The organism is Streptomyces sp. NPDC029674 (assembly GCF_044903205.1).
Taxonomy (GTDB): Bacteria; Actinomycetota; Actinomycetes; order Streptomycetales; family Streptomycetaceae; genus Streptomyces.
Genome location: NZ_JBJDPY010000007.1, coordinates 172,547 through 199,032, shown reverse-complemented (window position 1 = coordinate 199,032; position 26,486 = coordinate 172,547). Strand labels below are relative to the sequence as shown.

Sequence of the window (26,486 nt, the reverse complement as noted above, 5' to 3'; positions counted from 1 at the left end):
AGCCCGGTTGGACGCAAGGAGCGGGCCGGCGCCCCGACGAGGGCCCGCGCCCGGACGAAAGGGGCGGAAGCGGATGTACCACACATGGATGCGGTATTTCACCCCCAGCCCGTCCCACCACAAGCTCGGCCTCGCCTGCCTCGGGGTCGGCCTCCAGCACGGCCTCCTGCCCACCGTCGGACCCCGCACCCTCGACCACCACGTCGCCGTCGTCATCAGCTCCGGCGGCGGCTGGTTCCGCGGCCCCGACGGCCGCCGCACCACCGTGACCGCGCCCGCCCTCATCTGGCTCACCCCCGGCGTACGCCACCACTACGGGCCCGACCCCGACACCGGCTGGGACGAGTGCTTCGTCGACTTCACCGGACCCGCCACCGCCACGTACACCGAACTCGGCTACATCGAACCCGGCCGCCCCGTCGTACCGCTCTCCGACGCGGCCGGCGCCCGCGGCGTCGTCGCCCGCATCGCCCGCGCGGCCCGGCGCGGCAACCCCCTCCTGGAAGTGGAGACCGGCGCCGCCGTCCACGAACTCCTCGTCGCCCTGCGCCGCGCCCGCGCCGACATCGCCCCCGACGGCGACCCCGTCCTCCAGGCCCTCGCCCGCGACGCCTTCAAGACCCTGTCCGTCGCCGAGCACGCGGCCCGGCACGGCATGACCCCCGCCGAACTGCGCACCGCCGTGCGGCGCGGCGCCGGATGCAGCCCCAAGGACTACCTCCTCGGCATCCGCCTGGGCCGCGCCAAGGAACTCCTCGCCGCCACCGAACTGCCCGTCGCCGCCGTCGCGCGCCGCGTCGGCTACGACGACCCGGCGTACTTTTCACGCCTTTTCACCCGGCGCGTCGGCATGGCCCCCGTCCGCTTCCGCGAACAGCAGGGAAGGGCCGTCCCCGGCGGCTGGTCGCACCAGGTGCCCGACCCCGACCACCCACCGATTTTGCGCTCTTCCGCCGCGAGCGGGCCCCCACCGGCAACGTAGGCTCGTGGCCCATGACCACCAGCCACACCAGTGACGACAACGGCCTGAACGGTACGAACGCCCCCGCCGGCTCCTCCACGGCGACCGACGACGCCGTGCGCGCCGAGCTGTCCCGGCTGCGCGACAGCATCGACAACATCGACGCCGCCGTCGTCCACATGCTCGCCGAACGCTTCAAATGCACCCAGCAGGTCGGCCACCTCAAGGCCCAGCACCACCTGCCGCCCGCCGACCCCTCCCGCGAGTCCCGCCAGATCGCCCGCCTGCGCGAACTCGCCGAGAGCGCCAAGCTCGACCCCGCCTTCGCCGAGAAGCTGCTCAACTTCATCATCGCCGAGGTCATCCGCCACCACGAGACCATCGCCAAGTCCGCCTGACGCCCCCGCTCCGACAGGGGGAGTCCTACACCCGCCCCCGCACCATCGGGCAGCATGTCCCCATGCCCGTACTGACGCGCGACGAAGCGCAGACCCGTGCCCAGCTCATCGACGTCCACCGGTACACGGTCGAGCTCGATCTGTCCCGGGCGGCCGACCCCGCCCGCGACACCTTCGACTCCCGGACCGCCATCCGGTTCAGCGCCCGCACCCAGGGCGACACCTTCGTCGAGCTCAAGCCCGCCGAGCTGCGCTCCGTCACCCTCGACGGGCACCCCCTGAACGCGGCCGACCTCGCAGACAACCGCCTCGCGCTCCACGGCCTCACCGCCGGCGAGCACGAACTGCGCGTCGACGCCACCATGCGCTACTCCCGCACCGGCGAGGGCATGCACCGCTTCACCGACCCCACCGACGGCGAGACGTACACCTACACCCAGCTCTTCATGGAAGACGTGCAGCGCGTCTTCGCCGCCTTCGACCAGCCCGACCTGAAGGCCGTCTTCGAGCTCACCGTCACCGCCCCCGAGAACTGGACCGTCCTCGCCAACGGCGTGACCGAGCACCTCGGCGACGGGCAGTGGCGGGCCGCCGCCACCCCGCTCATCTCCACCTACCTCGTCGCCGTCGCCGCAGGCCCCTGGCACTCCGTGCGCACCGAACACCGCGGCCTGCCCTTCGGCATCCACTGCCGGCGCTCCCTCGCCCCCGCCATGGACGCCGACGCCGACGAAATCCTCGACATCACCCGCGCCTGCTACGACCGCTACCACGAGAAGTTCGACGAGCCCTACCCCTTCGACTCCTACGACCAGGCGTTCGTCCCCGAATTCAACGCGGGCGCCATGGAGAACCCCGGACTCGTCACCTTCCGCGACGAATTCCTCTACCGCTCCGCCGTCACCGACACCGAACGCCAGACCCGCGCCATGGTCATCGCCCACGAGATGGCCCACATGTGGTTCGGCGACCTCGTCACCCTCCGCTGGTGGGACGACATCTGGCTCAACGAGTCCTTCGCCGAGTACATGGGCTTCCAGACCACCGCCGAAGCCACCCGCTTCAAGGACCCCTGGACCGCCTTCGGTGTCGCCCGCAAACCCTGGGGATACGACGCCGACCAGCGCCCCTCCACCCACCCCGTCGCCCCCGACCCCGACGCCGTCCCCGACACCGCCTCCGCGATGCTCAACTTCGACGGCATCTCGTACGCCAAGGGAGCCGGCGCCCTGCGCCAGCTCGTCGCCTGGCTCGGCGAGAAGGACTTCCTCGCCGGCATCAACACCCACTTCGCACGCCACAAGTTCGGCAACGCCACCCTCGCCGACTTCATCGACTCCCTCGCCCACGCCACCGACCGCGACGTCCACGCCTGGGCCGACGCCTGGCTGCGCACCACCGGCGTCGACACCCTCACCCCCAAGGTCACCCACGCCGGACGCGAATGGACGCTCAGCCTGGACCACGACGGCGGCCGCCCCCACCGCGTCGCCGTCGGCGTCTACGACCGCGACCTCGCCGGCGGCCGCGGCCTCGTCCTGCGCGAACGCTTCGAGACGGACGTCCCCGCCACCGGACCCGACACCCCGCGCGACGGCGGCCGCCCCGCCCTGATCGTCCCCAACGACCAGGACCTCACCTACGCCAAGATCCGCCTCGACGACCACTCCCGGGAAACCGCCCTGCGCGACCTCTCCGGCATCCCCGACGCCCTCACCCGCGCCGTCCTGTGGAACAGCCTCCGCGACATGGTCCGCGACGGCGAACTCGACACGGCCACCTACCTCCGGGCCGCCCGCACCCACCTCCCCGAAGAGACCGACCTCGCCCTCGTCCAGGGCGTCCTCGACTTCGCCACCGTCCACATCACCGACCGCTACGCCACCCCCGGACAGCGGCCCGCCGCCCTCGCCCTCCTCGGCGAACTCTGCCGCGACCTGATCCGCCGCACCGAGGACGGCTCCAACCCCGGCCTGCGCCTCACCGCCGTCCGCGGCTTCATCGACGTCGCCACCCAGGAGGCACCCCTCCAGGCCTGGCTCGCCGAAGGCACCGTGCCCGGCGGACCCGAACTCGACCCCGAGCTGCGCTGGCGCGTCCTCGCCAGGCTCGCCGTCCTCGACGCGACCGACGAGGACACCATCGCCGCCGAACTGCGGCGGGACCCGAGCGCCACCGGCCAGGAAGGCGCCGCCCGCTGCCGCGCCGCACTGCCCGACGCCGCCGCCAAACGCGCCGCCTGGGACGCCATGTTCGGCTCCGACGACCTGTCCAACTACCTCTTCACCGCCACCGCCCAGGGCTTCTGGCAACCCGAACAGGCCGACCTCGTACGGGAGTACATCCCCCGCTACTACGAAGACGCCGTCGCCCTCGCCGCCCGCCGCGGAACCGCCATGGCCGAAGCCGCGGGACGCCACGCCTTCCCCGCACCCTTCGTGGACGCAGAGACACTCCGCCTCGGCGAACAGTGCCTCCGCGACGCCGAACCCACCCCCGCCCTGCGCCGCAAGCTCACCGACCAGCTCGACGACCTGGCACGCGCCCTGCGCGTCCGGCAAGGAGCACACCAGGACTGACGCGGCCCCTGGAACACGCCGTGACCGGCCCGACGTTGATCAAACGCCGGGCCGGACCCACCGGACCGGCCCCCCAGGACTGGAGCAGTCCGGAGCAGTCCGGAGCAGACCGGACCACAAGGAGCCACCCGTGATCGTCGTCACCGGAGCCACCGGCAACGTGGGCAGCGCCCTCGTCGCCCAACTCACCGCCCACAACACCCCCGTACGCGCCCTGACTCGCTCCCCGCAGCGCGCCGACCTCCCCGCCGAAGCCGACATCGCCCGCCTCGACCTCTCCGGCGACCGGCCCGAACCCGCCGACCTCGCCCCGCTGTTCGACGGCGCCACCGGCCTCTTCCTGCACGCCCAGGCCGCCGGCGCGCACACCCCCGCACTCCTCGAAGCCGCCCGCGCGCAGGGCGTCCGGCACGTCGTCTTCCTCTCCTCCGGCATCATCCAGGACGGCGCCGACCCCACCCACCCCCTCTACGTCCACCACGCCCGACTGGAACAGCACGTACGCGACAGCGGCCTCGGCAGGACCTTCCTGCGCCCCAACGCCTTCGCCACCAACGCCTTCCAGTGGGCACCCCAGATCCGCTCCGGCGACACCGTCCGCGGCCCCTTCCCCGGCGCCATGACCGCCCCCATCCACGAGGCCGACATCGCCGCCGTCGCGGCCCGCGCTTTCCTCGACGACGGACACGAAGGCGCCGTCCACCGCCTCACCGGACCCCGGGCGATCTCCACGGAGGAGCAGATCCACGCCATCGGCGCCGCGATCGGCCGCACCCTCCGCTTCGTCGACGTACCCCCGGAGCAGGTCGAGCCCGACCTCTTCCCGCACGTACCACCGCAGATGCTGCCCGCCGTCCTCCGCTCCTTCGGCGAGACCGTCGGCGTCCGGCCGGAGATCACCACCACCGTCGAAACCGTCACCGGCAGGCCCGCCCGCACCTTCGAGGAGTGGGCACTGGACCACAAGGACGACTTCAGCACCGCGCACTGAGGGCTGCCTTAGCACTCAAGGCATCCCCACACGTTTTCTCCGCACGGCAGTACCACTTTCGGGTTCGGATCGCCGAGGTATTCGGGCGCACCGTCCGCGCGCCGTACAGGCTGGTGCCCCTGTACGCGCGCACCCGAAGGACTCCCTCTCCGATGAGAACCCCGAGCACCCCGCGCACCCCGCCGCCCCTCGCCGGCGGCGCCCAAGGCCCCGACGCCCTGCGGCCGTTGCTCGCCGCCGCGCTCGACGCCCTCCGCGAAGGAGCCACCGCCCGCGGCGGCCCCCTCCCCGCGGGCGGCCCCCAAGCCGTCACCGACCGCGTCCGCGCCGCCGTCGAACCCGTCCTCCCCGAGCACGGCACCGACCCCGAGACCGCCCTGCGCACCCTCGTCCACACCCTCACCGAAGGCGCCGCCGACCCCGCGGAACCCCTCTGCGCCGCCCACCTGCACTGCCCGCCCCTCGCCGTCGCCGCGGCCGCCGACCTGGCCGCGTCCGCCCTCAACCCCTCCATGGACTCCTGGGACCAGGCACCCGCCGCGACCGCACTCGAAACCCTCGTCACCCGCGCACTCGCCGCCGAGATCCACGACGGCGGCGACGCCCTCATCACCACCGGCGGCACCGAAGCCAACCAGCTCGCCCTCCTCCTCGCCCGCGAAGCCCCCGCCGGCCACGGCACGCTGCGCCTCCTCACCGGTGAGAACGCCCACCACTCCCTCACCCGCGCCGCCTGGCTCCTCGGCCTGCCCGAACCCGTCACCGTGCCCGCCCCCGCAGGCACTCTCGACCCCGCAGCCCTCGACGAAGCCCTCACCGAACTCGGCGGCCCACCCGGCACCCGCCTCGTCGCCGCCACCGCGGGCACCACCGACGCCGGCCTCATCGACCCCCTCGACGACATCGCCGACATCTGCCACGCCCACGGCGCCCGCCTCCACGTCGACGCCGCGTACGGCGGCGGCCTCCTCTTCAGCGACACCCGCAAAGCACAGCTGCGCGGCATCGACCGCGCCGACACCGTCACCCTCGACCTGCACAAACTCGGCTGGCAGCCCGCCGCTGCGGGACTCCTCGCCGCCCGCGACCCCGCGGACCTCCACGCCCTGAACCACCGCGCCGACTACCTCAACGCCGACGACGACACCGACGCGGGCCTCCCCGACCTCCTCGGCCGCTCCCTGCGCACCACCCGACGCCCCGACGTACTCAAGATCGCCGTCACCCTCAGAACCCTCGGCCGCACCGGACTCGGCGCCCTCGTCGACCAAGTCTGCGACCTGGCGCGCGAGTTCGCCGAGCAGATCCGGGCCCACCCCGCCTTCGAGCTCTACGACACCCCCACCATCAGCACCGTCCTGTTCCGCCCCACCGGCGCCACCGACGACCACATCGCCCACGTACGAAGGCGACTCCTCACCGAAGGCACCGCCGTCCTCGGCCGCGCCGACCTCGAAGGACGCCGCTGGCTCAAAGCCACCCTCCTCAACCCCCACACCCGCCCCGAAGACCTCACCGCCCTCCTCAAGCTCGTGGAAGGAACCATCCCCCGATGACCGGCACCCCCGACCACCCCGGCCCCCGGCCGCTCACCACCCCCGAAGACCCCCGCGACCTCGTCGGCATCGGCATCGGCCCCTTCAACCTCTCCCTCGCCGCCCTCGCCCACCCCCTCGACGGACTCGACACCGCCTTCTACGAACAACAACCCGCCTTCCACTGGCACCCCGGACTCCTCATCGACGGCGCCACCCTCCAAGTCCCCTTCCTCGCCGACCTCGTCACCCTCGCCGACCCCGCCAACCCCTGGTCCTTCCTCAACTACCTCAAGACCCGCGAACGGCTCTTCCCCTTCTACTTCGCCGAGCGCTTCCACATCCAACGCGCCGAATACGACGCCTACTGCCGCTGGGTCAGCGAAAACCTCCCCGCCCTCCACTTCCGCCACCAGATCGACGCCGTCCGCTGGAACCCCGAACGCGACGTCTTCGAAGTCGACTACACCCAGCTCGACACCGACGGCGAAGCCGAAGCCCTCGGCCGCACCTACACCAAGAACATCGCCCTGGGCATCGGCACCGCCCCCCACATCCCCGAACCCCTCAAACCCCTCGCCGAAGCCCCCACCGTCCCCGTCATCCACTCCGCCGACTACCTCGACCACCGCGAAACCCTGCTCACCGCCGACCACATCACCGTCATCGGCTCGGGCCAGTCCGGCGCCGAGATCTTCCTCGACCTGCTCCGCGCCCGCCCCGCCGGACACGAGAAGATCCACTGGCTCGCCCGCACCGAGGCCTTCGCCCCCATGGAGTACTCCAAGCTCGGCCTCGAACACTTCACCCCCGACTACACCCGCTACTTCCACGCCCTCCCCGAAGCCGTACGCGACGGACTCGTCCCCCACCAATGGCAACTCCACAAAGGCATCGACGCCGACACCATCACCGCCATCCACGACGAGCTCTACCGCCGCACCCTCCACGGCGGCTGGCCCGACGCCGTCCTCACCCCCGGCGTCTCCGTCCGCACCGCGGGCCGCGTCGCCAACACCCGCGTCGAACTCCACCTCGAACACCTGCAACAAGGCACCCGCTCCCGCCTCACCACCGACGCCGTCGTCCTCGCCACCGGCTACCGCGAACGCCCCCTCGACCAGCTCATCGGCGCCCTCGACCCCTACATCCGCAAGGACTCCTCGGCCCGCCCCCGCATCGACGAGCAGTACCGCCTCGTCCTCGACCCCTCCATCACCGGCACCGGCAGCAACATCTACGTACAGAACGCCGAACGCCACACCCACGGCGTCGGCGCCCCCGACCTCGGCCTCGCCGCCTGGCGCAGCGCCACCATCCTCAACACCCTCACCGGCAAGAACCCCTACCCGCTGCCCCGGCGCACCGCGTTCACCAGCTTCGGACTCCAGGGCCCCGAACAGCACACCGGTGCCGGCGGTGCCGCAGGACGCATCGGCGAACAGCGCGGAAACCTCGTACGCCTCAAGAACTGAGCACGCCTCAAGAGCCGGGCGCGCCTCAAGAGCCGGGCACGCCTCAAGAGCCCACCGGACCGCCGAGCTCCCCGACCGCGGCAACCACCCGCCGCGACTTCGGACACGACCACACGGCGACACCCCTCACCACCCCGGCCTCCAGCGGATGCGAGTCGGGGTGCGCGGGACACTCCGGCCACACCGCCGGCTTCAGCTCCGCACACAGCGCCTCGACCGCCCAGTCCTGCGCCTGGTCCGCGAAGTCCGCCGTCCGCTCCGCCCCACCCGCACCGAACCGCTCGACAAGACCCGCACCCGAACCGTCCGGCGCGTACAGCACGACGTACTCACCGATCGCGTCATCCCGCTCCTCCCGGACCACCGGGCGCACCGCACACGTGGCGTCGAGATCACGGAGCACCGGGGCAAGGGCAGCGACAAGTTCCTCGTTCATGACCGGAATTGTCCGCCCCCAAGCGCCCCGACACCTCCGAATATTCCTCCGTGAAAAGTGCCGGAAGCCGAAATACCCGCCCCCGCCGGCCGGTTCGGACGATCATGACCACAGACTCCACGGCCTCCTGGACCGCAGCCTTCCGCTCCGCCGTCATCAGCCCCCACGAAGCCATCGACCTCTTCGAACTCCGCGGCTTCGCCGGACACACCCTCCGCCAGATCATCCGCCTCGACGGCGGCGGCAGCGCGCTGCGCATCCGCCTCACCAACCGCTACGGCAAGGAACCCCTCCGCATCGGCGGCGCCCACCTCGCCAGACGCACCGAAGGAAGCGGCATCGAAGCCGGCACCGGCACACCGATCCTGCTCGGCGGCGCCGCGGAGTTCACCGTCCCCGTCGGCGAAGAAGTCATCAGCGACCCCGTCGAGCGAACCGTCACCGCCGGCGAAGAGCTCGCCCTGACCCTCTGGCTCCCCGACGACACCGGCCTCTCCACCTACTCCGCCGTCCCCCTGCGCACCGGCTACGCCGTCCCCGGCAACGCCCTCACCGCGGACACCCTCGACGGCACCGAAGGCCTCGAAGAGCTCACCACCCGCCACTTCATCAGCGGCGCCGACGTCCTCGCCCCCGCCGGCACCCGCATCGCCGTCGCCTTCGGAGACTCCTGGTTCGAAGGCACCGGCACCACCACCGACACCGACCACCGCTTCCCCGACCTGCTCAACGACCGCCTCCGCGCCGCAGGACACACCGGCTGGGTCGTCAACCAGGGCCTCTCCGCCAACCGCCTCCTCACCGACGAGATCGGCGAACGCGCCCTCGCCCGCCTGGACCGCGACGCCCTCGACACCCCCGGCGCCACCCACATACTGATCCACTTCGGCCTCAACGACCTCGGCATACCCGGCCAGGAGGCCCACCCCGACCCCGCCCCCGTGCCCACCGCCACCGACCTCATCGCGGGCCTCACGGCACTCGCCGACCGCATCCACGCCGCGGGCCTCACCGCCACCGCCACCACCATCGGCCCCTACAAGGACACGATCTTCGAGGGCTACTCCACCCCCGAAGGCATCGCCGTCGCCCGCGAGGTCAACGACTGGATCCGCGGCGCCGACAGCCCCTTCGACACCTACGCCGACTTCGCCGCCGCCGTCGCGGACCCCGCCGACCCCGACCGGATCCACGACGACTACGACAGCGGCGACGGCCTCCACGTCAACGACGCCGGAGCCCAGGCCCTCGCCGACACCGTCGACCTCACGAGCCTGGGCATCCCACTCGACTAGAACACCGGCGTGCCGTCCCGGGTCAGCTTCCAGTCCACCGAAGCGAACTGGCCCGGGTCCACCGTCCCCTTCGCCTTCACCCAGCCGATGATCGTATTCCGGATCTCCTCCGAATTCGCCCACAGCTGCTTGGCACCCGCGATGTGCGGGAAATTCCCGCCGCCGCTCGCCCGGTAATTGTTCACCGCGAGCACGAACTCCGCCTTCGGATCGAGCTCCTTGCCCTCGAAGGCGAGCTTCACGATCCGCGACCCGGCCGGCTTCGCGATATCGATCTCATACGTCAGGCCGAGCACCGCGTCATAGTTGTAGTCCGGCGTGTTCCCGGCGTTCGTCAGCTTCGCCGGGTCGACCGGACCGCCCGCGGGCGTCTGCACGTAATAGCGCGCCGAGAACTCCAGATACTCCTTGAGCTGCGCACCCGTGAGCAGCCGCGCCTCCAGCGTGTTCTCGAACGGGTAGAGGCCCGCCGCATCCCGGATCGTCACCTCACCCGCCGGAATCTTCGCCGTCCGCGAGAAACACGACGCCTGCGAAAGCACCGGCAGCGCCGCGTACGCGCCACCCTTCAACGCCTCCGCAACCGTCTCCTTCTGCACCTGGTTGATCAGATCGATGATCGCGACATCCTTGTACGGGCCCTCGGCCGTGCTCATCGCCGCCGTCGACGTACCGATCACCTGGTTGACGTACGCGACGACCTTCTTGTGCTCGTCCGCGAGGAGCCGCGTGACCTTCTTGTCCTCGGCCACCGTGTTCGAGTTCAGGACCTTCGCCCCGACCTTCTCGACCGTCCACCGGCCCTTGACCCACACCAGATCGAAGTCGAACAGCGTCAGCCGCTGCCCCCACTTCAACGGCTCCGACAGGACGACCTTCTTGCCGGTCTTCTTGTTCTCCACGAAGTACTCGGGAATCTCCGTGTGCGCGTGCCCCACCAGAATCGCGTCGATCCCCGGCACCTGCTCCGCCACCAGACCCGCCGCGTTCTCCACGTACGGCAGCTGATCACCGTACGAGGAAGTACCACTGGAACCCGAGTGCGCCGACACGATCACGACGTCCGCACCCATCGACCGCAGCTTCGGCACCCACTTCGCCGCCTGTTCCTCAAGGCCCGGGAACGTCATCTTCCCCTGCACGTTCGCCTTGTCCCAGATCGCTATCCCCGGATTGGTGAGACCGAGAACCGCCACCTTCACATCACGGCCGTGCGGCGTGCGCAGCCGCTTCATGAAATACGGCGGGAAAGCGGGCTTCTGCGTCTTCGCATCCAGCGCGTTCGCACCGAGCAGCGGAAAGTCGCACTGCTCCTCGAACTTCCGCAGCACCGGTATCCCGTAATTGAACTCATGATTGCCCAGCGCCGCCGCGTCGTACCCGATCGCGTTCATCGCCTGCGCCATCGGGTGCACGGGACCGTGCTTCGCCGTGATCGGATCCACCTTGGCGTAGTAGTACGACAGCTGCGTGCCCTGGATCGTGTCACCCGCGTCGATGAGAAGGGTGTTCCCGCGGCCCTTCTCCTTGCGTATCCGGTTCACCAGCGTGGAGATCTTCGCCAGACCCACGTCGTTGTGGTCCTTGTCGTCGAACTCCTTGTCCGTGAAGTAGTCCCAGTTGAAGACGTTCCCGTGCAGGTCGGTCGTGCCGAGCACCGTGAACGAGTACCGCTTCTCGCGCCGCCCGCCCTTCACCGGCTCGCTCGCCCGCGCCGCAGGGGCCACGGCCGCGCCCGTCAGCGCCGCCCCCACACCCGTGACAGCAGACGTACCCAGGAACTTCCGGCGGTTCAGCGGCATCTTCGTACTCCTCGATCGACCATGGTGAACGCGCGTAGATTCTGACCCCGCCCACCGCACCCGCAACAGACCCCGCAGGTTTCGATCCGATGACTGTCCGGTACGTCCACACGATGCGAGAGTGACGACATGGACGCGACCCCCGACGCACCCCGCCTCGCCGTCCGCGGCGAAGCACACCTCGAAGTCGACCCCGAAATCGCCCGCATCGGCATCACCGTCACCGCCCGCGGCACCGACCGCCGCGACACCCTCACCCACCTCACCCGCCGCAACACCACCGCCCTCGACCTCATCAAGACCTACGGCGAAGCCGTCACCACCCTCGAAACCGGCACCTTCACCATCAACCCCGAACTCACCAGACACGGCCGCGGTGAACGCGTCCGCGCCTACCACGGCCGCGTCCACACCACCGCCGAACTCACCGACTTCACCGCCCTCGGCGAACTCACCACCCGCCTCGCCGACCTCGACCTCACCCGCGTCGAAGGCCCCTGGTGGGCACTGCGCCCCGACTCACCCACCCACCGCCGCGCCAGGCAGCAAGCGGTCCGCGAAGCCGTCCAACGCGCCCGCGAATACGCCGAAGCACTCGGCACCGACCTCGCCGCCCTCGTCGAACTCGCCGACATCGGAGCCGAACAACCCCTGCCCACCTACGGCTACGGCGGCCCCGCCGGCGGCATGCGCGCAGCCGCCGCCTACGGAGGCGCACCCGACCTCGAGACGGAAGCGGCCCCCCTCGACCTCGAACCGCAACGCCAGCACGTCCACGCACAGGTCAACGCCCGCTTCACCCTCGTCCCGCCGCACCTGGCGTGAACGGCCTCAGGCCAGCATGCCCCCGTCGACCCGGAGCACCGCGCCGGTGACATACGAGGCGCGGTCGCTCAGCAGCCACGCGGCGGCCTCGGCGATCTCCCGCGGCTCGGCGGCACGCCCCAGCGGCGTCCGCGCGTTGAGCGCGTCGACAGTGCCAGGAGACCGCTCGTCCCACTCGAACAGCAACTCGGTGAGCGTGGTGCCGGGCGCGACGGCGTTCACCCGGATCCCCTCAGAGCCGTACGTGGCCGCCGCCGACTCCGTCAGACTGTTCAACGCCCGCTTCAACGCTCCGTACGCGGGCAGCTGGGGATTGGCCATCAGAGCACCGACACTGGACGTGTTGACTATGGCCCCGCGCCCCGCCGTCGCACGCATGGCCGCGATCTCCGCGGACATGGCCACCCACGCCCCCTTCAGGTTGACGGTGTAGACCTGGTCGAAATCGGCCTCGGACAACTCGTCCAGCGGACCGGGCGGCTGACCCGTCGCACCGTTGTTGAAGGCGACGTCGAGCCGGCCGTACAACTCCACGGCGCGGTCGACCGCGCCACGCACGCTCGCCGGGTCGGCCAGGTCGCACACCGCGTGGTCCGCGACGCCGCCCGCCGCCCGGATCTCCCCGGCCACCGCCTCGAGCTGATTCTCCGAGCGCGCCGCGAGCAGCACCCGGGCACCCTCCGCGGCGAACAGCCGCGCCGCTGCGGCACCGATACCGCGACCGGCCCCGGTGATGAAGGCGACCTTCCCGGCGAGCAGCCCCGAGGCCGGTGTGGGTGTGTTGTCGTTCCTGGCGTTGTCCGTCGTGTTGCCCGTCGTGTGGTTCATGCCGACGAGCCTGCGCCCGGCCGCCCCGCCCATCCAGGCACCAGCAGTGCCTGGCTGGGCACCGCGACACCCGTACACACTGGACACGTGGACCGACGAGTACGAGAAGAGCTTGGCGACTTCCTGCGCAGCAGACGCGCCCGGATTACCCCCGCCGACGTGGGACTGCCCGCCGGGACGCGCCGCCGCACCCCCGGCCTGCGCCGCGAGGAGGTGGCACAGCTCGCCTTCATCTCACCCGAGTACTACGCGCGCCTGGAACAGGCCCGCGCCCCGCACCCCTCCCGCGAGGTGCTGACCCAACTCGTCCGCGCCCTGCGCCTGACGGACGTCGAGCGCGACCACCTCCACCAGCTGGCCGGACTTCCCCCCGCCCCGCCGCCCGGACCCTCACGGGAGGTGCGGCAGAGCATCGTCGACCTGCTGCACCGCCTGCCGGAGGCCGCGGCGGTCGTCCTGTCGGCCACATACGAGGTCATCGCCTGGAACCCCCTGGCCGCCGCCCTCATGGAGGACTTCTCCGCCCTGCCCCCGCGCGACCGGAACCTCATCCGGCGCACCTTCCTCACCCCGTACCGGCACGGCCGGCGGCTGTACGGCGTCTCGGACGCCGAGGAATTCGCCCGGACCTCCGCACAGCACCTGCGCGCGGCCGCGGCCCGCTACCCCCACGACCCGGCAGTGAACGCCCTGGTCGAGGAACTCCTCGCCGGAAGCGAGGAGTTCGCCCGGCTGTGGGCCGCCCACGACGTGACCGACCGGCCCGTCCTGTGCAAGACCTTCGAACACCCCCTCGTCGGCACCGTCGCCGTCAGGTGCGACGTCCTGGACATCGCCGACCGCGACCAGCGCGTCGTCATCTACACCGCCGCCCCCGGATCGCCGTCGGAGGAGGCGCTGCGCCTGCTGTCGGTCGTCGGCACGCAGCGCATGGACGTGCCCGGCTGAGACCGTGGATGTGAGTTGGGTCACTCCGGAGGTGGTCATTGGCGTAGACCTCGCCACAGGGGCCTCCGTGAACCCAATGGTCACCCTCTGTTACCCGCAAGTACCCAGTGACGTTGTGCAGCGTTCAATGATCACTGCGTGATTTTCGATTCCCGACGCATGCGTGTTCGTCCACATCGCCCGGTTGAGTAACCCACACCAGTGGGCGACGGGACGGAAGTTGACGGTCGCCCTTCGCATCAAGCCCTCAACGAAGAGGACTCATGACCGAAGATGTCCACGCGGAGGACGGCAGCAGCCCGGTAGCCGAAGCCGTGCTGCCCCTGCCGCTGGAATTCGAGGCGCTCTACCTGGCCAACCAGGAGGCGTTTCACTCCTACGCGTTGCTGCGACTCGGCAACAACGGCGCTGCCGAAGACGCGGTGCACCGCGCGTTCCTCGAGATACTCCGCCACTGGGACGCGCTGCGGGAAGAGAACAACCTCCAACAGCAGACCTGGGCCATCCTCCGACGCGTCGTCATAGCGCAGACCCTGGAAGCCTTCCGCAAAGACCTGACACTGCTGCGCGGCGAGACAGGCCTCTTCCAAGCACTCGCCAACCTCCCGCCACGCCAGTTCGACGCCATCGTCCTGCGCCACGTCCTGGAGTACGACACCAGAAGAATCAGCTGGTACATGGGCGTCACGCCCAGCACCGTCGACTACCACTGCCGCAAAGCGAAGGAGCGGCTGGAGCCCGCCGTGGCCTCATGCATCAAGACCGAGGGGGACCGGGAATGACCAACATGGAGACACTACTGGCGCAAGCAGGCACACAACTGCGCGCCCAACGGAGGCCCTTCGACGTGGGCGCCGGACTGCGCCGCCTCGCCGAGGACGCCGGATACGTACAACCCTCCCAAGAGGTACCACCGGTCTCACGCGCCCGCCAGCAACTCTCCGTAGTGGTCCACTGGGCCCTCAACCAGACCGGCGCCGCCGTCCACGTCGAACGACTCGCCCAGGAAATAGGCGAGGACGGACTCGACGGGAACTGCGCACCGCTCAAGGACCTCGACGTCGACGGCGCCCACATCTTCGCCTGCATGCTCCACCTCGCCGACCACCCCGAAAGCGCACAGTTCTGGTGGCAGCTCGCCGCCGGCGCCGGAAAGGGCGCCGCCGCCTACTGCCTCTACCTGCACCACCTCGGACGCGGAGAGAACCCCGAAGCCACCCACTGGCTCCACCAGCTCCAGCACAGCCTCGACGGTCCCGACGACGCCTTCGTCAAAGGAATGGGCGAATTCGCCGTCTACATACGCCGCAACTGGCCCCCGCAAGGCGCCCGCGAACCCGAACCCGGCATCACCGCGGAGGTCGAACGCCTGGCCGCCCGCGACGACACCGACGCCGTCCTCGTCTGCCGCCCCGAACGCGAAATCGCCGACCGCCTCCAGCACTTCGCCCAACAGCACTGACCCCCCAGAGGGACGCCTCATGCCACAGCACAAGCCGCACCGCGCCCGCACGATCACCCCCCGAAGGGGCAGCACAACGGCCCGCTTCCTGCGCGACCGCCGCCACGACGCAGCCACCCACCTCCTGCGCGGAACCTGCTACGGCCTCGGCACCGGACTCGTCAGCCTCGCCGTCTGGTGGATCCAACAGCACCCGTGACGCCCACACCCGCCCCCCGACCCGAAAGGCGCGACACACAATGAACGGCAACAACAAGGGCGGGACGCACGACCACGGCAGAGGCGGATTCGCCCGCTGGCTACTGCGGCACTACCGGCTCGCCGGCCACGCCCCGGAAAGCACCGACGCCCACATCCGCATCGTCGTCATCGCCGCCATCGCACTCGACACGGGCCTGACACCCGAACTCACCACCGAACTCGCACACACCCTCGCCGTGACACCCCAGGACATCACCACCGCCTACCTCGCCGAGTCACGCCGACGCACCCTCGACAAACTCCTCGACCACCCCGACCTCGCCGAACTCGACCGCCACATGGACGAGATCGCCCCCTGGTAACCCCGGAGCCGCTCACCGAAACCGCTCATCGGAGCGGCTCCCCGCGCAATTCAACACTTGTCAATAACCCTTCATGCAAAGGTTGTTGAGTAGTCACCCCCTACCAATTCCATACCGGCAAGTAAGCCCTAGGCTCGAACCATGCGCCGAGCAAAAATCGTCTGCACCCTGGGACCCGCCACCGACTCGTACGACCAGATCAAGGCACTGGTCGAAGCCGGAATGGACATCGCCCGCTTCAACCTCAGCCACGGCACCCACGCCGAACACGAGGAGCGCTACCAGCGCGTGCGAAAGGCCTCCGAGGAGACCGGCCGCAGCGTCGGCATCCTCGCCGACCTTCAAGGCCCGAAGATCCGCCTCGGCCGCTTCCGCGAAGGACCCGTACTACTCGAACGCGGCGACGAGTTCACCATCACCGTCGAAAACGGCATCGAAGGCGACCGCCACGTCTGCGGCACCACCTACGACGGCCTCGCCGCCGACGTCACCACCGGCGAACGCATCCTCGTCGACGACGGCAAAGTGACCCTCGAAGTCACAGCGGTCGACGGCCCCCGCGTCACCACCACCGTCATCGAAGGCGGCATGGTCTCCGACCACAAGGGCCTCAACCTCCCCGGCGTCGCCGTCTCCGTCCCCGCCCTCTCCGACAAGGACGAGGAAGACCTCCGCTGGGCCCTGCGTTCAGGAGCCGACGTCATCGCCCTCTCCTTCGTCCGCAGCGGACGCGACATCGAAGACGTCCACCGCATCATGGACGAAGAGAACCGCCGCCTCCCCGTCATCGCCAAGGTCGAAAAACCCCAAGCCGTCGACAACATCGAAGACATCGTCGCCGCCTTCGACGGCATCATGGTCGCCCGCGGCGACCTCGGCGTCGAAATGCCCCTCGAACAAGTCCCCATCGTCCAGAAGCGCGCCATCAAACTCGCCAAGCGCAACGCCAAGCCCGTCATCGTGGCCACCCAGATGCTCGACTCGATGATCGACAACTCCCGCCCCACCAGGGCCGAGGCGAGCGACGTCGCCAACGCGGTCATCGACGGCACGGACGCCGTGATGCTCTCCGGCGAGACGAGCGTCGGCAAGTACCCCATCGAGACGGTCAAAACAATGGGCCGCATCGTCGAAGCGGCCGAAGAAGACATCCTCGCCAAGGGCCTCCCCCCGCTCACCGAACGCAGCAAACCCCGCACCCAGGGCGGCGCCGTCGCCCGCGCGGCCGCCGAAATGGGCGACTTCCTCGGCGCGAAATTCCTCGTCGCCTTCACCCAGTCCGGCGACACCGTCCGCCGCCTCTCCCGCTACCGCTCACCCATCCCCCTCCTCGCCTTCACCCCCGACAAGGCCACCCGCTCCCAGCTCAACCTCACCTGGGGCGTCGAAACCTTCCTCGGCCCGCACGTCGACTCCACCGACGCGATGGTCAACCAGGTCGACGAACTGCTCCTCAAGATCGGCCGCTGCGAAAAGGGTGACGTGGTCGTCATCACGGCCGGCTCCCCGCCCGGAGTCTCCGGCTCGACGAACCTGGTCCGCGTCCACCACATCGGCGAGGACGACAGCCCGGAGTAGTCGGGCTTGGGCCGTCAGTATTTCGGGCCGATGTGGGTGTCCATGAGGGCGACGGAGGCTTTGCGGGCGACGGAGATGTTGTACGGGTTGCCGTGGCGGGTGCAGTGCGTCCAGGCGATGCCGAGCTGGTCGAGGGTGCCGGTGAAGAGCTCCCTGATGTCGTCCGACTTATTGGTGAAGAAGTACCGGGGGTACTCGTAGCGCTTGCGCTCGCCGCGGACGAGGCGGGTGGTCCAGTTGGTGATGCGGCAGCCGTCCGAGTGGACGAGCCCTTTCACGAACTCCCACGGGTGGGCGTCGACGATCTCCTGCTGCCAGGGTTCGAGGGCGATCTTCCGGTCGTGTTTCTTGCCGGGGCCGTGCTGGGGGAAGAGGCAGGGCAGGTGCTTGAAGTAGACCTTGATGTTGTGCGCGCCCTTCGTGCGCACGCGGCACGTGGCGTTGTGCGGAAAGACCACCCTGAGCGTGGCTTCCACGTGATCCTGGAGGCCCGGCCAGGCGTCATCCATAGTGAGCATGAGGCTGGGAACTTTGTGCTTGGCGTAGTGACTGATGTGGCCGTCCCCAAGGTAGAGGCCTAGTAGATAGGAGTACGCGGCCAGATCGAGAGGGCGGCTGTCGCACCGGGGGCAGAGCAGCGATGGGCGTACTGCAACGGGCTCTCCGCGCTTGGCGCGGTCTTCGTGTTTCCAGTAGCTGATGGTTCCCAGGGGAATGTTCAGCCGACGGGCGACTTCTGCGTTCTTCGTCCCGCCGCGTAGGAGGGCAATGGCCTTCTGTCGCACTTGCGTGCCGTGGAAGTTCATGCGAACACTTTGCGCAACCATCCGTGGCTGCGCGTAGCAAAAAGCGGAGATCCACGAGAACGTGGACCTCCGCTTCAATGGAAGTGCCGGGTGCGGGATTCGAACCCGCACGTCCTTTCGGACAGATGTGTTTGAGACATCAGCGTCTGCCATTCCGCCAACCCGGCTGGTGGAGCTGATCGCTGCCCGGAAGTGTACCGGGTCACCGCCCGGCACCGCAGCTAGGTACCCTGCAAGGGCAGCGCACCTGCCATGAACGAGGAGCCCCCGTGACCGCCCCCGAGTCGCCCCAGCCCACCGACGCGTCGGACGACGACGACCAGTCGCACGTGCCTCCGCTGACGACCCGCGTCGTCATCGCCGAGGACGAGGCCCTGATCCGGCTCGACCTCAAAGAGATGCTGGAGGAAGAGGGCTACAGCGTCGTAGGCGAGGCCGGTGACGGCGAGAAGGCCGTCGAGCTGGCCCGTGAGCACCGGCCGGACCTGGTGATCCTGGACGTGAAGATGCCCGTCCTGGACGGCATCTCCGCGGCGGAGAAGATCGCCGAGGAGTCCATCGCCCCCGTACTGATGCTGACCGCGTTCTCGCAGCGCGAGCTCGTGGAGCGGGCCCGCGACGCCGGCGCGATGGCGTACCTCGTGAAGCCGTTCAGCAAGAGTGACGTCGTCCCGGCCATCGAGATGGCCGTCTCGCGGTTCACGGAGCTGAAGGCGCTGGAGAAGGAGGTCGCGGACCTCTCGCAGCGCCTTGAGACGCGGAAGCTGGTGGACCGGGCGAAGTCGATCCTGCAGACGGAGTACGGCCTGACGGAGCCGGCCGCGTTCCGGTGGATCCAGAAGACGTCGATGGACCGTCGGCTGTCGATGCAGCAGGTCGCGGAGGCGGTCATCGAGGACGCCGAGGAGAAGAAGGCATCGAAGGGCTGACCATCCCCTGAGCACATACGACGAGGCCCGCACCCTGCGCTCAGGGTGCGGGCCTCGTCGTATGCCAAGGGGGAGTGGGGCTCAGTCCTCGCCCAGATACGCCTTCCGCACGGACTCGTCGTGCAGCAGGTCCCCTCCCGTGCCGGAGAGGACGATCTTGCCGACCTCCATGACGTGACCGTGGTCGGCCAGCGAAAGCGCCGCCTGGGCGTTCTGTTCGACGAGGAGGATCGTCGTGCCGTTGGCCTTGAGCTCGGCGATGGTGGCCATGATCTTCTGCATCATGATCGGCGAGAGGCCCATGGAGGGTTCGTCGAGCATGAGGAGTTTGGGCTGGGACATCATGGCGCGGCCCATCGCGAGCATTTGCTGTTCGCCGCCGGACAGGGTGCCCGCTGCCTGCTTCTTCCGTTCGCCGAGGATGGGGAAGAGTTCGTAGGCGCGCTGGATGTCCTTTTCGATGCCTGCTTTGTCGGAGCGGAGGTAGGCGCCGAGGCGGAGGTTGTTCTCGATGGTCATGCGGGGGAAGATGTGGCGGCCTTCGGGGGAGTGGGCGAGGCCTTGGGCCACGATCTGGTCGGCGCGGTATTTGCGGATGGGCTTTCCGTTGAACTTGATGGAGCCGCCCACCGGCTTGAGGAGGCCGGACAGGGTCCGGAGCGTCGTCGTCTTGCCCGCGCCGTTCGTGCCGATGAGGGTGACGACTTCGCCCGCCTCGACCTTGAAGCTGATGCCTTTGACGGCTTCGATCTTGCCGTAGGCGACGCGGAGGTCCTCGACCTCAAGGAGTGCGGTCATTTGTTGTTCTCCTCGAAGGGCTCGCCGAGGTAGGCGGCGATGACGCGGTCGTCCTGCTGGACCGTCTCACTTGATCCTTCGACGAGTTTTTCGCCCTGGACGAGGACGGCGACGCGGTCGCAGAGGTTGAAGATGAAGCGCATGTCGTGCTCGATGACGAGGACGGCGATGCCCATGTCGCGGATGGCGAGGACGAGTTCTTCGGTGGCGCGGGTTTCTTGCGGGTTCATGCCGGCGGTGGGTTCGTCGAGCAGGAGGAGTCCGGGCTCGCTTGCCAGTGCGCGGGCGATTTCGAGCTTGCGCTGTTCTCCGTAGGGGAGGTTGCGCGAGAGGTGTTCGGCTTTTTCGGCGAGGCCGACGAATTCGAGGAGTTCCATGGCGCGGGCCTTGGACGCGGCTTCCGCGCGGTGGAAGCCGGGGCCGCGCAACAGCGCCGACCAGAGGCCTTCCTTCGTTCGCGTGTGGCGGCCGACGAGGACGTTCTCGAGGACCGTCATGTTGGCGAAGAGGCGGATGTTCTGGAAGGTGCGGGCGATGCCTGCCGCGGTGACCTTGAAGGATTTCGCGGGCAGGATCGTGCCTTTGTAGCGGACTTCGCCCTCTGTCGGGATGTAGAGGCCGGTGAGGCAGTTGAAGAAGGTGGTTTTGCCGGCTCCGTTGGGTCCGATGAGGCCGACGATTTCGCCGGTGTTGACGGTGAGGTCGACGGAGCGTACGGCGGTGAGGCCGCCGAAGCGCATGGTGACGCCGCGGGCGTCGAGGACGGTTTCGCCGGCTGGGGTGGCCGGTGTGCGGTCCTTTTTGGTGGTGTCCGTGGTCATGGGTCAGACCCCCGTCTTGCTGAGGACTGCGGGTGGCGGCGTCTCGCCGGGCGGGAGCTCGGATTCGTGGAATTCGAGTTGGCGGCGGCGGTTGGGGATGAGGCCTTCGGGGCGGAAGCGCATGAGGAGTGCGAGGGCGAGTCCGAAGGCGAACAGCTGGTAGTCGCCGAGGAATTGGAGCTTGTTCGGGATGAGGTAGAGGAGGGCGGCGCCGACGAGGGGGCCGCTGATGGTGCCCATGCCGCCGAGGACGACGGCCGCCAGGAGGAAGGCGGAGTTGGGTGGTACGGAGTTGGCGAACTGGTACTGCTCGGGGGTGACGGTGTAGGTCACGTGGGCCTGGACGGTGCCGGCGAGTCCGGCGAGGGAGGCGCCGAGGGCGAAGGCGATGAGTTTGACGCGGAAGCCGTTGATGCCCATGGCGAGTGCGGCGGTCTCGTCCTCGCGGATGGCGACCCAGGCGCGTCCGATGCGGGAGTCTCCGCTGCGGCGGAAGACGAGGACCACCACGAGGGTGATCAGGAGCATCAGGAAGAAGTAGTTGGCGAAGCGGCCGATGGTGAAGCCCGCGATGCTGTGTTCGAGCCCGAAGTCGAAGCCGAAGATCTCCAGGTTCGGGACGGAGGAGATTCCGTTGGAGCCGTTGGTGATGTCGGGTCCGCTGGAGCCGTCGGAGTTGTTGGCGGCGATGCGGAAGATCTCGCCGAAGCCGAGGGTGACGATGGCGAGGTAGTCGCCGCGCAGGCGGAGGGTGGGGGCGCCGATGAGGACGCCGAAGACGAGGGATGCGCCGGCGCCGACGAGGATGGCGGCCCAGAAGGGCAGGTGGACGTCGAAGGGTGAGGCGGGGGATCCGGAGACCATGGACGCGGCGTAGGCGCCGACGCCGAGGAAGGCGACGTATCCGAGGTCGAGGAGGCCCGCGAGGCCGACGACGATGTTCAGGCCGAGGGCGACGGTGGCGAAGATGAGGATGTAGACGCCGATGGTGGCGTACTGGTCGTCGCTCTGGGTGAAGGGGAATGCGGCGGCGGCGAGGAAGGCGCCGATGAGGGTGATGTTGCGGTGGCGTGCGGTGTAGATGGAGACCTGTGCGACGAGGCCTGCTTTGGCGAGTGCGGCGAAGCCGAAGCCGACGGTGATGAGGAAGCCGATGAAGAGTTCGTCGTACTCGGTGCCGATGCCGTAGGTGAAGACGAGGAGGCCGGTGGCGAGGGCCGCGACGATGATGAGGATTTCGAGGTACGAGTTGAGCTTGCGGGGCGGGGCCGGGGTGGTGTCCGCGGCGAAGGCGCCCTTGACGATGGTGCGGGCGTTGCGTGCGCGGTGTTTGAACTGTTCCCAGGAGCTGTCTTCTTCGTCGACCGGGTAGGTGTGGGGTCGGGTGAAGGGCAGGGCGAGGGCGCCGGTGAGGGCGATGAGGGTGGCGATGCCCGCGATCCAGCCGCCGGGTTCGAGGTTGGCGAGGCCGCCGAGTTTCTTGCTGATGGCGAAGATCGTGTACCAGGTGGTGGCGAAGGCGGCGAGCGCGGCGTATTTGAGGGCTGCGTCGGCTCCGGCGGGGGCGAGGGCGCGCAGGCCCTTGACGCCGTAGGAGGCGAGTCCGTAGGCGGTGGTGAGGGCGCCTGCGATGAGGACGAGCCATTGGAGGCCGCCGGGGTAGCCGTAGACGGTGAGGTCGCCGGGGAATCGGGCGGTCCAGGTCCAGGCGAGGAAGGCGGAGACGATGGTGAGGATGGAGCCGCCGGTGGCGAGTGCGCGGGCGGGTCCTGCGGGGATGGGGATGAGCCCGGTGGCCGGCTCGTCCTTGTGCGGACGGGGGCTGTCGGCTGCTGTGGTGTGTGTGGTCATGGTTGTCACGCCCTGTCCGCGACGCGCTCGCCGAGGAGGCCTTGGGGCCTGACGAGGAGGACGACGATGAGGAGTACGAACGCCCAGACGTCGGCCCAGGACTGGCCGCCGAGCTTGTCCATGCCGGGTACGTCGTTGATGTAGGCGGTGGCCATGGATTCGGCGAGTCCGAGGACGACGCCGCCGATCATGGCGCCGTAGATGTTGCCGATGCCGCCGAGGACGGCCGCGGTGAAGGCTTTGAGGCCGAGGATGAATCCCATGCGGAAGTCGATCTGGCCGTATTTGAGTCCGCGGGCGACGGCGGCGATGCCGGCGAAGGCGGCGCCGATGGCGAAGGCGACGACGATGACGCGGTCGGTGTTGATCCCCATGAGTTTGGCGGTGTCGGGGTCTTGTGCGGTGGCTTGCATGCCGCGGCCGATGCGGGTCTTCATGACGAAGTAGCCGAGGGCGACCATGCAGAGGGGTGCGGCGACGAGCAGGAAGATGTCGCCGGGTTGCATGGTGACGGAGCCGATGTGGATGGAGCCGCCGGGCAGTTCGGGGAAGGAGCGGGCGGATTTGGCCTCGGGGTACCAGGCCCAGACGGCTTGCTGGAGGGCGAGGGAGAGGCCGATGGCGGTGATGAGCGGGGCGAGGCGGGGGGCTTCGCGCAGGGGTCGGTAGGCGAAGCGTTCGGCGCCGATGGCGATGGTGGTGGAGACGAAGATGGCGCCTATGAGCATGAGGGGGACGGCGGCCCACATGCTGGTGCCGGCGGGGAGCCAGATCCAGACGGTGAGGGCGCCGAATCCGCCGGTCATGAAGATCTCGCCGTGGGCGAAGTTGATGAGCTGGACGATGCCGTAGACCATTGTGTAGCCGATGGCGATGAGGCCGTACATGGATCCCAGTAGCAGGCCGTTGACCAGCTGTTGCGGCAGTTCGTGCACCGCAGGTCCTCCGAGTCTTTCGAGCGACGGATGCGACGCCGCGCGGGGCGCTTGTCTGCTGCGCCCCGCGCGGGTTGTCGTGTGGGCTACGGGCCGGGGTCAGTTGGTCCCGGTGTAGGTGCCGGATTCGACGGGCTTCCAGCCGGTCTTCGGGTCGGTGGACTTGACCTGGTAGACGGTGAGCTGCTTGTTGGTGGCGTCGCCGTATTCGTCGAAGGAGACCTTGCCGGTGACGCCGTCGAAGGAGACGTCCTTCATGGCGTCGATGACCTTGGCGCGGGCGTCGTCGGGGAGTTTGCCGTCGTTGTCGTCGACGACCTTCTTGACGGCTTCGATGATGGCCCAGGCGCTGTCGTAGGAGTAGCCGCCGTAGGCCTCGTAGGCCTCCTTGAAGCCGGCTTTCTTGTAGTTGGCGATGAACTCCTTGGCGGAGGGGAGTTCTTCGACGGGCTGGCCGACGGAGGTGGCGTAGTCGCCGATGCCCTGTTTGCCGGAGAGTTTGATGAAGTCGGCGCTGTAGATGCCGTCGCCGCCGACGAGGGGGGCTTTGGATCCGGCCTGCTTCATCTGCTTGCTGAGGGGTCCGGCCTGCGGGTATTCGCCGCCGTAGTAGACGAGGTCGGCGTCGCTGTTACGGATCTTGGTGGCGACGGCGCCGAAGTCCTTGGTGTCCGGATTGATGTGTTCGGTGCCGACGACCTTGCCGCCGAGTTTGGTGAACTCGTCCTTGAAGGTGGCGGCGAGTCCGGCGCCGTAGGTCTTCTTGTCGTCGACGACGAAGACCTTCTTCTTTTTGGCGGTGTTGTACAGGTACTGGGCGGCGAACGGTCCCTGGATCGCGTCGGTGGTGGCCGTACGGAAGTAGGACTTGTACGGGCGTTCCTTCTTGCCGCCGTTCCAGTCCGCGCCCTGGGTGAGGGCGGGGTTGGTGTTGGCGGGGGAGACCTGGACGAGTTTGGCGTCGTCGAAGACCTTCTGCATCGATTCGGCGACGGAGGAGTTCAGGGGGCCGACGGCGCCGAGGACGCTCTTGTCGGCGACGAGCTTGGTGGCGTTGGTCTGGCCGGACGAGGGCTGACCCTGGTCGTCGAGGGCTTCGATCTTGAACTTGACGCCGTCGACGTAGTTCTTCGCGTTGGCCTGCTTGGTGGCGAGGTCGACGGAGTTGCGGATGCCGAGGCCCAGCGCGGAGAGCTCGCCGGTCAGTGGCGCGTCGACGCCGATGACCACGGTGGTGCCGGCACCGGCCTCGTCCCCGTCGTCCTTGTCGTCGCGCGAGCCACAGGCGGTGAGAGTGAGGGCCCCCGCGGTGAGTGCAGCGGTGATGGCTATGAGCGAACGTTGACGCACGATCAGTCCTTTCCCCTGGCACGGCTGTCCCTTGTTGGGATGCCGAGTCGAGCGCGGAACCGAACTGACAGGAATCCGGTGGGCGCGGTGACTGGCCGTGACTCTAAGGGCGGCTTTGTTCTTGGTGGAGTGGTCGGACCAAGGCTGTGACTCTCTTGTTATGCCACGGAGTATTCCGGGCTGGAACACGGGGGGCGGTTGGGGCTGAATATGGCCTTGTTCGGTGGATCTCGACGTATCCGCATGCTGAGAATCTCCAGCACAACCGGGCAGGACTGTAGCGCTGTTTTACTCATGACAGCGGTGTTCGTGGGCATGCGGCCGCGAGGGCGGCGGAAAGATCATTCGCGTATTCCGGACCGAGGATGTAACTCTGCCGCTGGATTGCGCGCGTATTACGCAGCGTTACTTTCAGGAAAGGGAGTCCGGCGTTCCGTGGTACTTCGCCACATTCGCGAATGTGCATCCTGATGATCGACTTCCGGGGTGATCCCGTTTTGACCTCGAAAGGGGTGGGTGGGGAGGTGCTGACCGAAAGGGCTGCGGACGGCTGGCCGACCCTGCGGACGGTCGCCGGTGGCCCGGACTCCTGGGTGAAGGTGACGGCGAAAGTGAAGTTCCGGTCCCCGGCGCGGGGGCGCGACATCTCCCCGGTGTACGTCACCGACACGCTCTGCGACGGCCAGGGCGGGGGCGGCGCGGGCGGTGGTTCCGGGCGGGTGAGGTAGAGGGTGAGTCCGGCGGCGCCGGTGATCGCGGCCGCCGCGGCGGCGAGTACGGTGCGGCGGTGGCGGAGCCGGCGCGGGTCCCGCCGGACCGGGCGCGGCGGGGTGGACGCGTGGTCGTAGGTGTCCTCGCCCGGCTCGACGGGGCCGATGGCGTTCACGTCCACGGCCCGCCGCTCGGCCCGCCGTCGCGGTGGCGCTCCGCGCACCGCTCGCGGGCCTGACGGGCGATCAATTCCCGCCCCGTGGCGGCCGATTCACGTCTGCGTTCGGTGCGTGCGGCGTCCAGGATGTCGCGCAGGATCATGTACTGCCCGTTCGACAGGCCCATCGACTGGTAGTCGCCGTAGGTCGTGTCGCCCGAGTCGTAGATCTGCCGCGCCCACTTGGTGATGATCGTGGTGCACAGGTCGGCGGGGGATGTGGTGCGGGGGGAGCCGCCGGAGCGGTCGGAGCCGTCGGATCCGTCGCCGCCGGAGCTTCCGCACCCGGCGGCGAGGAGGACAGCGAGGAGGACGGCGAGGGCGAGCGCACAGAGCGATATCCGGTGCCTCATGCGCCGACGCTAGACCGGAGTCTCCCGCTCCGACAGGGT

26 protein-coding genes and 1 tRNA gene are annotated in these 26,486 nt (G+C 69.0%); 16 read left to right on the top strand and 11 right to left on the bottom strand.

The genetic code is table 11. The features are described 5' to 3' along the window. Window positions 1-73 precede the first annotated feature (73 nt). The 6 genes from ACI2L3_RS18920 to ACI2L3_RS18895 all read left to right on the top strand — a co-directional run bounded on the left by ACI2L3_RS18920 (window position 74) and on the right by ACI2L3_RS18895 (window position 7,939). Window positions 74-982, top strand: a complete 909-nt coding sequence (locus ACI2L3_RS18920) for a helix-turn-helix domain-containing protein (RefSeq protein WP_404753481.1) — start codon at window positions 74-76, stop codon at window positions 980-982. A gap of 11 nt (window positions 983-993) precedes the next feature. Next, window positions 994-1,359, top strand: coding sequence for a chorismate mutase (locus tag ACI2L3_RS18915; protein ID WP_404753480.1), 366 nt, complete (start codon window positions 994-996; stop codon window positions 1,357-1,359). A gap of 62 nt (window positions 1,360-1,421) precedes the next feature. Continuing rightward, window positions 1,422-3,938, top strand: a complete 2,517-nt coding sequence (pepN, locus tag ACI2L3_RS18910) for an aminopeptidase N (protein WP_404753479.1) — start codon at window positions 1,422-1,424, stop codon at window positions 3,936-3,938. 130 nt (window positions 3,939-4,068) lie between these two features. Continuing rightward, the gene (locus tag ACI2L3_RS18905) at window positions 4,069-4,929 is read left to right on the top strand and encodes an SDR family oxidoreductase (protein WP_404753478.1); all 861 of its coding nucleotides are present in this window, start codon (window positions 4,069-4,071) and stop codon (window positions 4,927-4,929) included. Window positions 4,930-5,081: 152 nt separating this feature from the next. Next, window positions 5,082-6,485, top strand: coding sequence for a pyridoxal phosphate-dependent decarboxylase family protein (locus ACI2L3_RS18900; protein WP_404753477.1), 1,404 nt, complete (start codon window positions 5,082-5,084; stop codon window positions 6,483-6,485). Next, window positions 6,482-7,939 (top strand): lysine N(6)-hydroxylase/L-ornithine N(5)-oxygenase family protein, encoded by a 1,458-nt coding sequence (locus tag ACI2L3_RS18895; protein ID WP_404753476.1) that lies wholly within the window; start codon window positions 6,482-6,484, stop codon window positions 7,937-7,939. The genes ACI2L3_RS18900 and ACI2L3_RS18895 overlap by 4 nt, the downstream gene beginning before the upstream one ends. A gap of 43 nt (window positions 7,940-7,982) precedes the next feature. Here the strand turns inward: ACI2L3_RS18895 and ACI2L3_RS18890 are convergent, their stop codons facing one another. Next, entirely contained in the window at window positions 7,983-8,375 is a 393-nt protein-coding gene (locus ACI2L3_RS18890; RefSeq protein ID WP_404753475.1) for a hypothetical protein, read from the bottom strand. A gap of 104 nt (window positions 8,376-8,479) precedes the next feature. Here ACI2L3_RS18890 and ACI2L3_RS18885 point away from each other — a divergent pair, with 104 nt between their 5' ends. Continuing rightward, window positions 8,480-9,670, top strand: a complete 1,191-nt coding sequence (locus tag ACI2L3_RS18885; RefSeq protein WP_404753474.1) for a GDSL-type esterase/lipase family protein — start codon at window positions 8,480-8,482, stop codon at window positions 9,668-9,670. Here ACI2L3_RS18885 and ACI2L3_RS18880 read toward each other — a convergent pair. Further along, window positions 9,667-11,472 carry a bifunctional metallophosphatase/5'-nucleotidase gene (locus ACI2L3_RS18880; RefSeq protein WP_404753473.1) on the bottom strand — a complete coding sequence of 602 codons (1,806 nt, stop codon included), beginning with the start codon at window positions 11,470-11,472 and terminating at the stop codon, window positions 9,667-9,669. The two genes, ACI2L3_RS18885 and ACI2L3_RS18880, sit on opposite strands and share 4 nt — an antisense overlap. A 129-nt stretch (window positions 11,473-11,601) precedes the next feature. Here ACI2L3_RS18880 and ACI2L3_RS18875 point away from each other — a divergent pair, with 129 nt between their 5' ends. After that, window positions 11,602-12,297, top strand: a complete 696-nt coding sequence (locus tag ACI2L3_RS18875) for an SIMPL domain-containing protein (RefSeq protein ID WP_404753472.1) — start codon at window positions 11,602-11,604, stop codon at window positions 12,295-12,297. Between the two features lie 6 nt (window positions 12,298-12,303). Here the strand turns inward: ACI2L3_RS18875 and ACI2L3_RS18870 are convergent, their stop codons facing one another. After that, complete coding sequence (locus ACI2L3_RS18870; RefSeq protein WP_404753471.1) at window positions 12,304-13,125, bottom strand: SDR family NAD(P)-dependent oxidoreductase; 822 nt, start codon at window positions 13,123-13,125, stop codon at window positions 12,304-12,306. Between the two features lie 87 nt (window positions 13,126-13,212). Here ACI2L3_RS18870 and ACI2L3_RS18865 point away from each other — a divergent pair, with 87 nt between their 5' ends. The 6 genes from ACI2L3_RS18865 to pyk all read left to right on the top strand — a co-directional run bounded on the left by ACI2L3_RS18865 (window position 13,213) and on the right by pyk (window position 17,676). Further along, entirely contained in the window at window positions 13,213-14,073 is an 861-nt protein-coding gene (locus ACI2L3_RS18865) for a helix-turn-helix transcriptional regulator (RefSeq protein WP_404753470.1), read from the top strand. 263 nt (window positions 14,074-14,336) lie between these two features. Beyond that, the gene (locus ACI2L3_RS18860; RefSeq protein ID WP_404753469.1) at window positions 14,337-14,855 is read left to right on the top strand and encodes an RNA polymerase sigma factor; all 519 of its coding nucleotides are present in this window, start codon (window positions 14,337-14,339) and stop codon (window positions 14,853-14,855) included. Further along, complete coding sequence (locus tag ACI2L3_RS18855; protein ID WP_404753468.1) at window positions 14,852-15,535, top strand: hypothetical protein; 684 nt, start codon at window positions 14,852-14,854, stop codon at window positions 15,533-15,535. The genes ACI2L3_RS18860 and ACI2L3_RS18855 overlap by 4 nt, the downstream gene beginning before the upstream one ends. 19 nt (window positions 15,536-15,554) lie before the next feature. Continuing rightward, the gene (locus tag ACI2L3_RS18850; protein ID WP_404753467.1) at window positions 15,555-15,734 is read left to right on the top strand and encodes a hypothetical protein; all 180 of its coding nucleotides are present in this window, start codon (window positions 15,555-15,557) and stop codon (window positions 15,732-15,734) included. A gap of 40 nt (window positions 15,735-15,774) precedes the next feature. Beyond that, entirely contained in the window at window positions 15,775-16,098 is a 324-nt protein-coding gene (locus tag ACI2L3_RS18845; protein ID WP_404753466.1) for a hypothetical protein, read from the top strand. Between the two features lie 141 nt (window positions 16,099-16,239). After that, complete coding sequence (gene pyk, locus ACI2L3_RS18840) at window positions 16,240-17,676, top strand: pyruvate kinase (RefSeq protein ID WP_404753465.1); 1,437 nt, start codon at window positions 16,240-16,242, stop codon at window positions 17,674-17,676. A gap of 14 nt (window positions 17,677-17,690) precedes the next feature. On the opposite strand, the gene ACI2L3_RS18835 is transcribed toward pyk, so the two are convergent. Beyond that, a complete protein-coding gene (locus tag ACI2L3_RS18835; RefSeq protein ID WP_404753464.1) occupies window positions 17,691-18,194 on the bottom strand; it encodes a helix-turn-helix domain-containing protein in 504 nt (167 codons plus the stop codon). Between the two features lie 372 nt (window positions 18,195-18,566). Beyond that, window positions 18,567-18,649 (bottom strand) — tRNA-Leu (locus tag ACI2L3_RS18830). A gap of 102 nt (window positions 18,650-18,751) precedes the next feature. Between ACI2L3_RS18830 and ACI2L3_RS18825 the strand changes: the two genes are divergently transcribed. After that, window positions 18,752-19,411 (top strand): ANTAR domain-containing response regulator, encoded by a 660-nt coding sequence (locus tag ACI2L3_RS18825; RefSeq protein WP_404753463.1) that lies wholly within the window; start codon window positions 18,752-18,754, stop codon window positions 19,409-19,411. A gap of 81 nt (window positions 19,412-19,492) precedes the next feature. Here ACI2L3_RS18825 and ACI2L3_RS18820 read toward each other — a convergent pair whose 3' ends face one another. From ACI2L3_RS18820 to ACI2L3_RS18800, 5 genes are all read right to left on the bottom strand, one after another. Then, the gene (locus tag ACI2L3_RS18820) at window positions 19,493-20,209 is read right to left on the bottom strand and encodes an ABC transporter ATP-binding protein (RefSeq protein WP_404753462.1); all 717 of its coding nucleotides are present in this window, start codon (window positions 20,207-20,209) and stop codon (window positions 19,493-19,495) included. Then, window positions 20,206-21,030, bottom strand: coding sequence for an ABC transporter ATP-binding protein (locus tag ACI2L3_RS18815; RefSeq protein ID WP_404753461.1), 825 nt, complete (start codon window positions 21,028-21,030; stop codon window positions 20,206-20,208). Before ACI2L3_RS18815 ends, ACI2L3_RS18820 begins: the two co-directional genes overlap by 4 nt. Before the next feature lie 3 nt (window positions 21,031-21,033). Next, a complete protein-coding gene (locus ACI2L3_RS18810) occupies window positions 21,034-22,881 on the bottom strand; it encodes a branched-chain amino acid ABC transporter permease (protein ID WP_404753460.1) in 1,848 nt (615 codons plus the stop codon). Between the two features lie 5 nt (window positions 22,882-22,886). After that, window positions 22,887-23,816, bottom strand: a complete 930-nt coding sequence (locus tag ACI2L3_RS18805) for a branched-chain amino acid ABC transporter permease (protein ID WP_404753459.1) — start codon at window positions 23,814-23,816, stop codon at window positions 22,887-22,889. Window positions 23,817-23,915: 99 nt separating this feature from the next. Next, entirely contained in the window at window positions 23,916-25,166 is a 1,251-nt protein-coding gene (locus ACI2L3_RS18800; RefSeq protein WP_404753458.1) for a branched-chain amino acid ABC transporter substrate-binding protein, read from the bottom strand. Window positions 25,167-25,690: 524 nt separating this feature from the next. On the opposite strand from ACI2L3_RS18800, the gene ACI2L3_RS18795 reads away from it, so the two are divergent. Next, window positions 25,691-25,894: a hypothetical protein gene (locus ACI2L3_RS18795; RefSeq protein ID WP_404753457.1), complete on the top strand. Its 204-nt coding sequence runs from the start codon at window positions 25,691-25,693 to the stop codon at window positions 25,892-25,894. A gap of 154 nt (window positions 25,895-26,048) precedes the next feature. On the opposite strand, the gene ACI2L3_RS18790 is transcribed toward ACI2L3_RS18795, so the two are convergent. Beyond that, entirely contained in the window at window positions 26,049-26,447 is a 399-nt protein-coding gene (locus ACI2L3_RS18790) for a hypothetical protein (protein WP_404753456.1), read from the bottom strand. Between the last annotated feature and the right edge of the window lie 39 nt (window positions 26,448-26,486).

Excerpts from the sequence above, each read along its gene's own strand:
- ACI2L3_RS18920 (WP_404753481.1), top strand. The coding sequence starts at position 74 with ATGTACCACACATGGATGCGGTATTTCACCCCCAGCCCGTCCCACCAC.
- ACI2L3_RS18915 (WP_404753480.1), top strand. The coding sequence starts at position 994 with ATGACCACCAGCCACACCAGTGACGACAACGGCCTGAACGGTACGAAC.
- pepN (WP_404753479.1), top strand. The coding sequence starts at position 1,422 with ATGCCCGTACTGACGCGCGACGAAGCGCAGACCCGTGCCCAGCTCATC.
- ACI2L3_RS18900 (WP_404753477.1), top strand. The coding sequence starts at position 5,082 with ATGAGAACCCCGAGCACCCCGCGCACCCCGCCGCCCCTCGCCGGCGGC.
- ACI2L3_RS18895 (WP_404753476.1), top strand. The coding sequence starts at position 6,482 with ATGACCGGCACCCCCGACCACCCCGGCCCCCGGCCGCTCACCACCCCC.
- ACI2L3_RS18890 (WP_404753475.1), bottom strand. The coding sequence starts at position 8,375 with ATGAACGAGGAACTTGTCGCTGCCCTTGCCCCGGTGCTCCGTGATCTC.
- ACI2L3_RS18885 (WP_404753474.1), top strand. The coding sequence starts at position 8,480 with ATGACCACAGACTCCACGGCCTCCTGGACCGCAGCCTTCCGCTCCGCC.
- ACI2L3_RS18880 (WP_404753473.1), bottom strand. The coding sequence starts at position 11,472 with ATGCCGCTGAACCGCCGGAAGTTCCTGGGTACGTCTGCTGTCACGGGT.
- ACI2L3_RS18875 (WP_404753472.1), top strand. The coding sequence starts at position 11,602 with ATGGACGCGACCCCCGACGCACCCCGCCTCGCCGTCCGCGGCGAAGCA.
- ACI2L3_RS18870 (WP_404753471.1), bottom strand. The coding sequence starts at position 13,125 with ATGAACCACACGACGGGCAACACGACGGACAACGCCAGGAACGACAAC.
- ACI2L3_RS18860 (WP_404753469.1), top strand. The coding sequence starts at position 14,337 with ATGACCGAAGATGTCCACGCGGAGGACGGCAGCAGCCCGGTAGCCGAA.
- ACI2L3_RS18855 (WP_404753468.1), top strand. The coding sequence starts at position 14,852 with ATGACCAACATGGAGACACTACTGGCGCAAGCAGGCACACAACTGCGC.
- ACI2L3_RS18850 (WP_404753467.1), top strand. The coding sequence starts at position 15,555 with ATGCCACAGCACAAGCCGCACCGCGCCCGCACGATCACCCCCCGAAGG.
- ACI2L3_RS18845 (WP_404753466.1), top strand. The coding sequence starts at position 15,775 with ATGAACGGCAACAACAAGGGCGGGACGCACGACCACGGCAGAGGCGGA.
- pyk (WP_404753465.1), top strand. The coding sequence starts at position 16,240 with ATGCGCCGAGCAAAAATCGTCTGCACCCTGGGACCCGCCACCGACTCG.
- ACI2L3_RS18835 (WP_404753464.1), bottom strand. The coding sequence starts at position 18,194 with ATGCTCACTATGGATGACGCCTGGCCGGGCCTCCAGGATCACGTGGAA.
- ACI2L3_RS18820 (WP_404753462.1), bottom strand. The coding sequence starts at position 20,209 with ATGACCGCACTCCTTGAGGTCGAGGACCTCCGCGTCGCCTACGGCAAG.
- ACI2L3_RS18815 (WP_404753461.1), bottom strand. The coding sequence starts at position 21,030 with ATGACCACGGACACCACCAAAAAGGACCGCACACCGGCCACCCCAGCC.
- ACI2L3_RS18810 (WP_404753460.1), bottom strand. The coding sequence starts at position 22,881 with ATGACCACACACACCACAGCAGCCGACAGCCCCCGTCCGCACAAGGAC.
- ACI2L3_RS18790 (WP_404753456.1), bottom strand. The coding sequence starts at position 26,447 with ATGAGGCACCGGATATCGCTCTGTGCGCTCGCCCTCGCCGTCCTCCTC.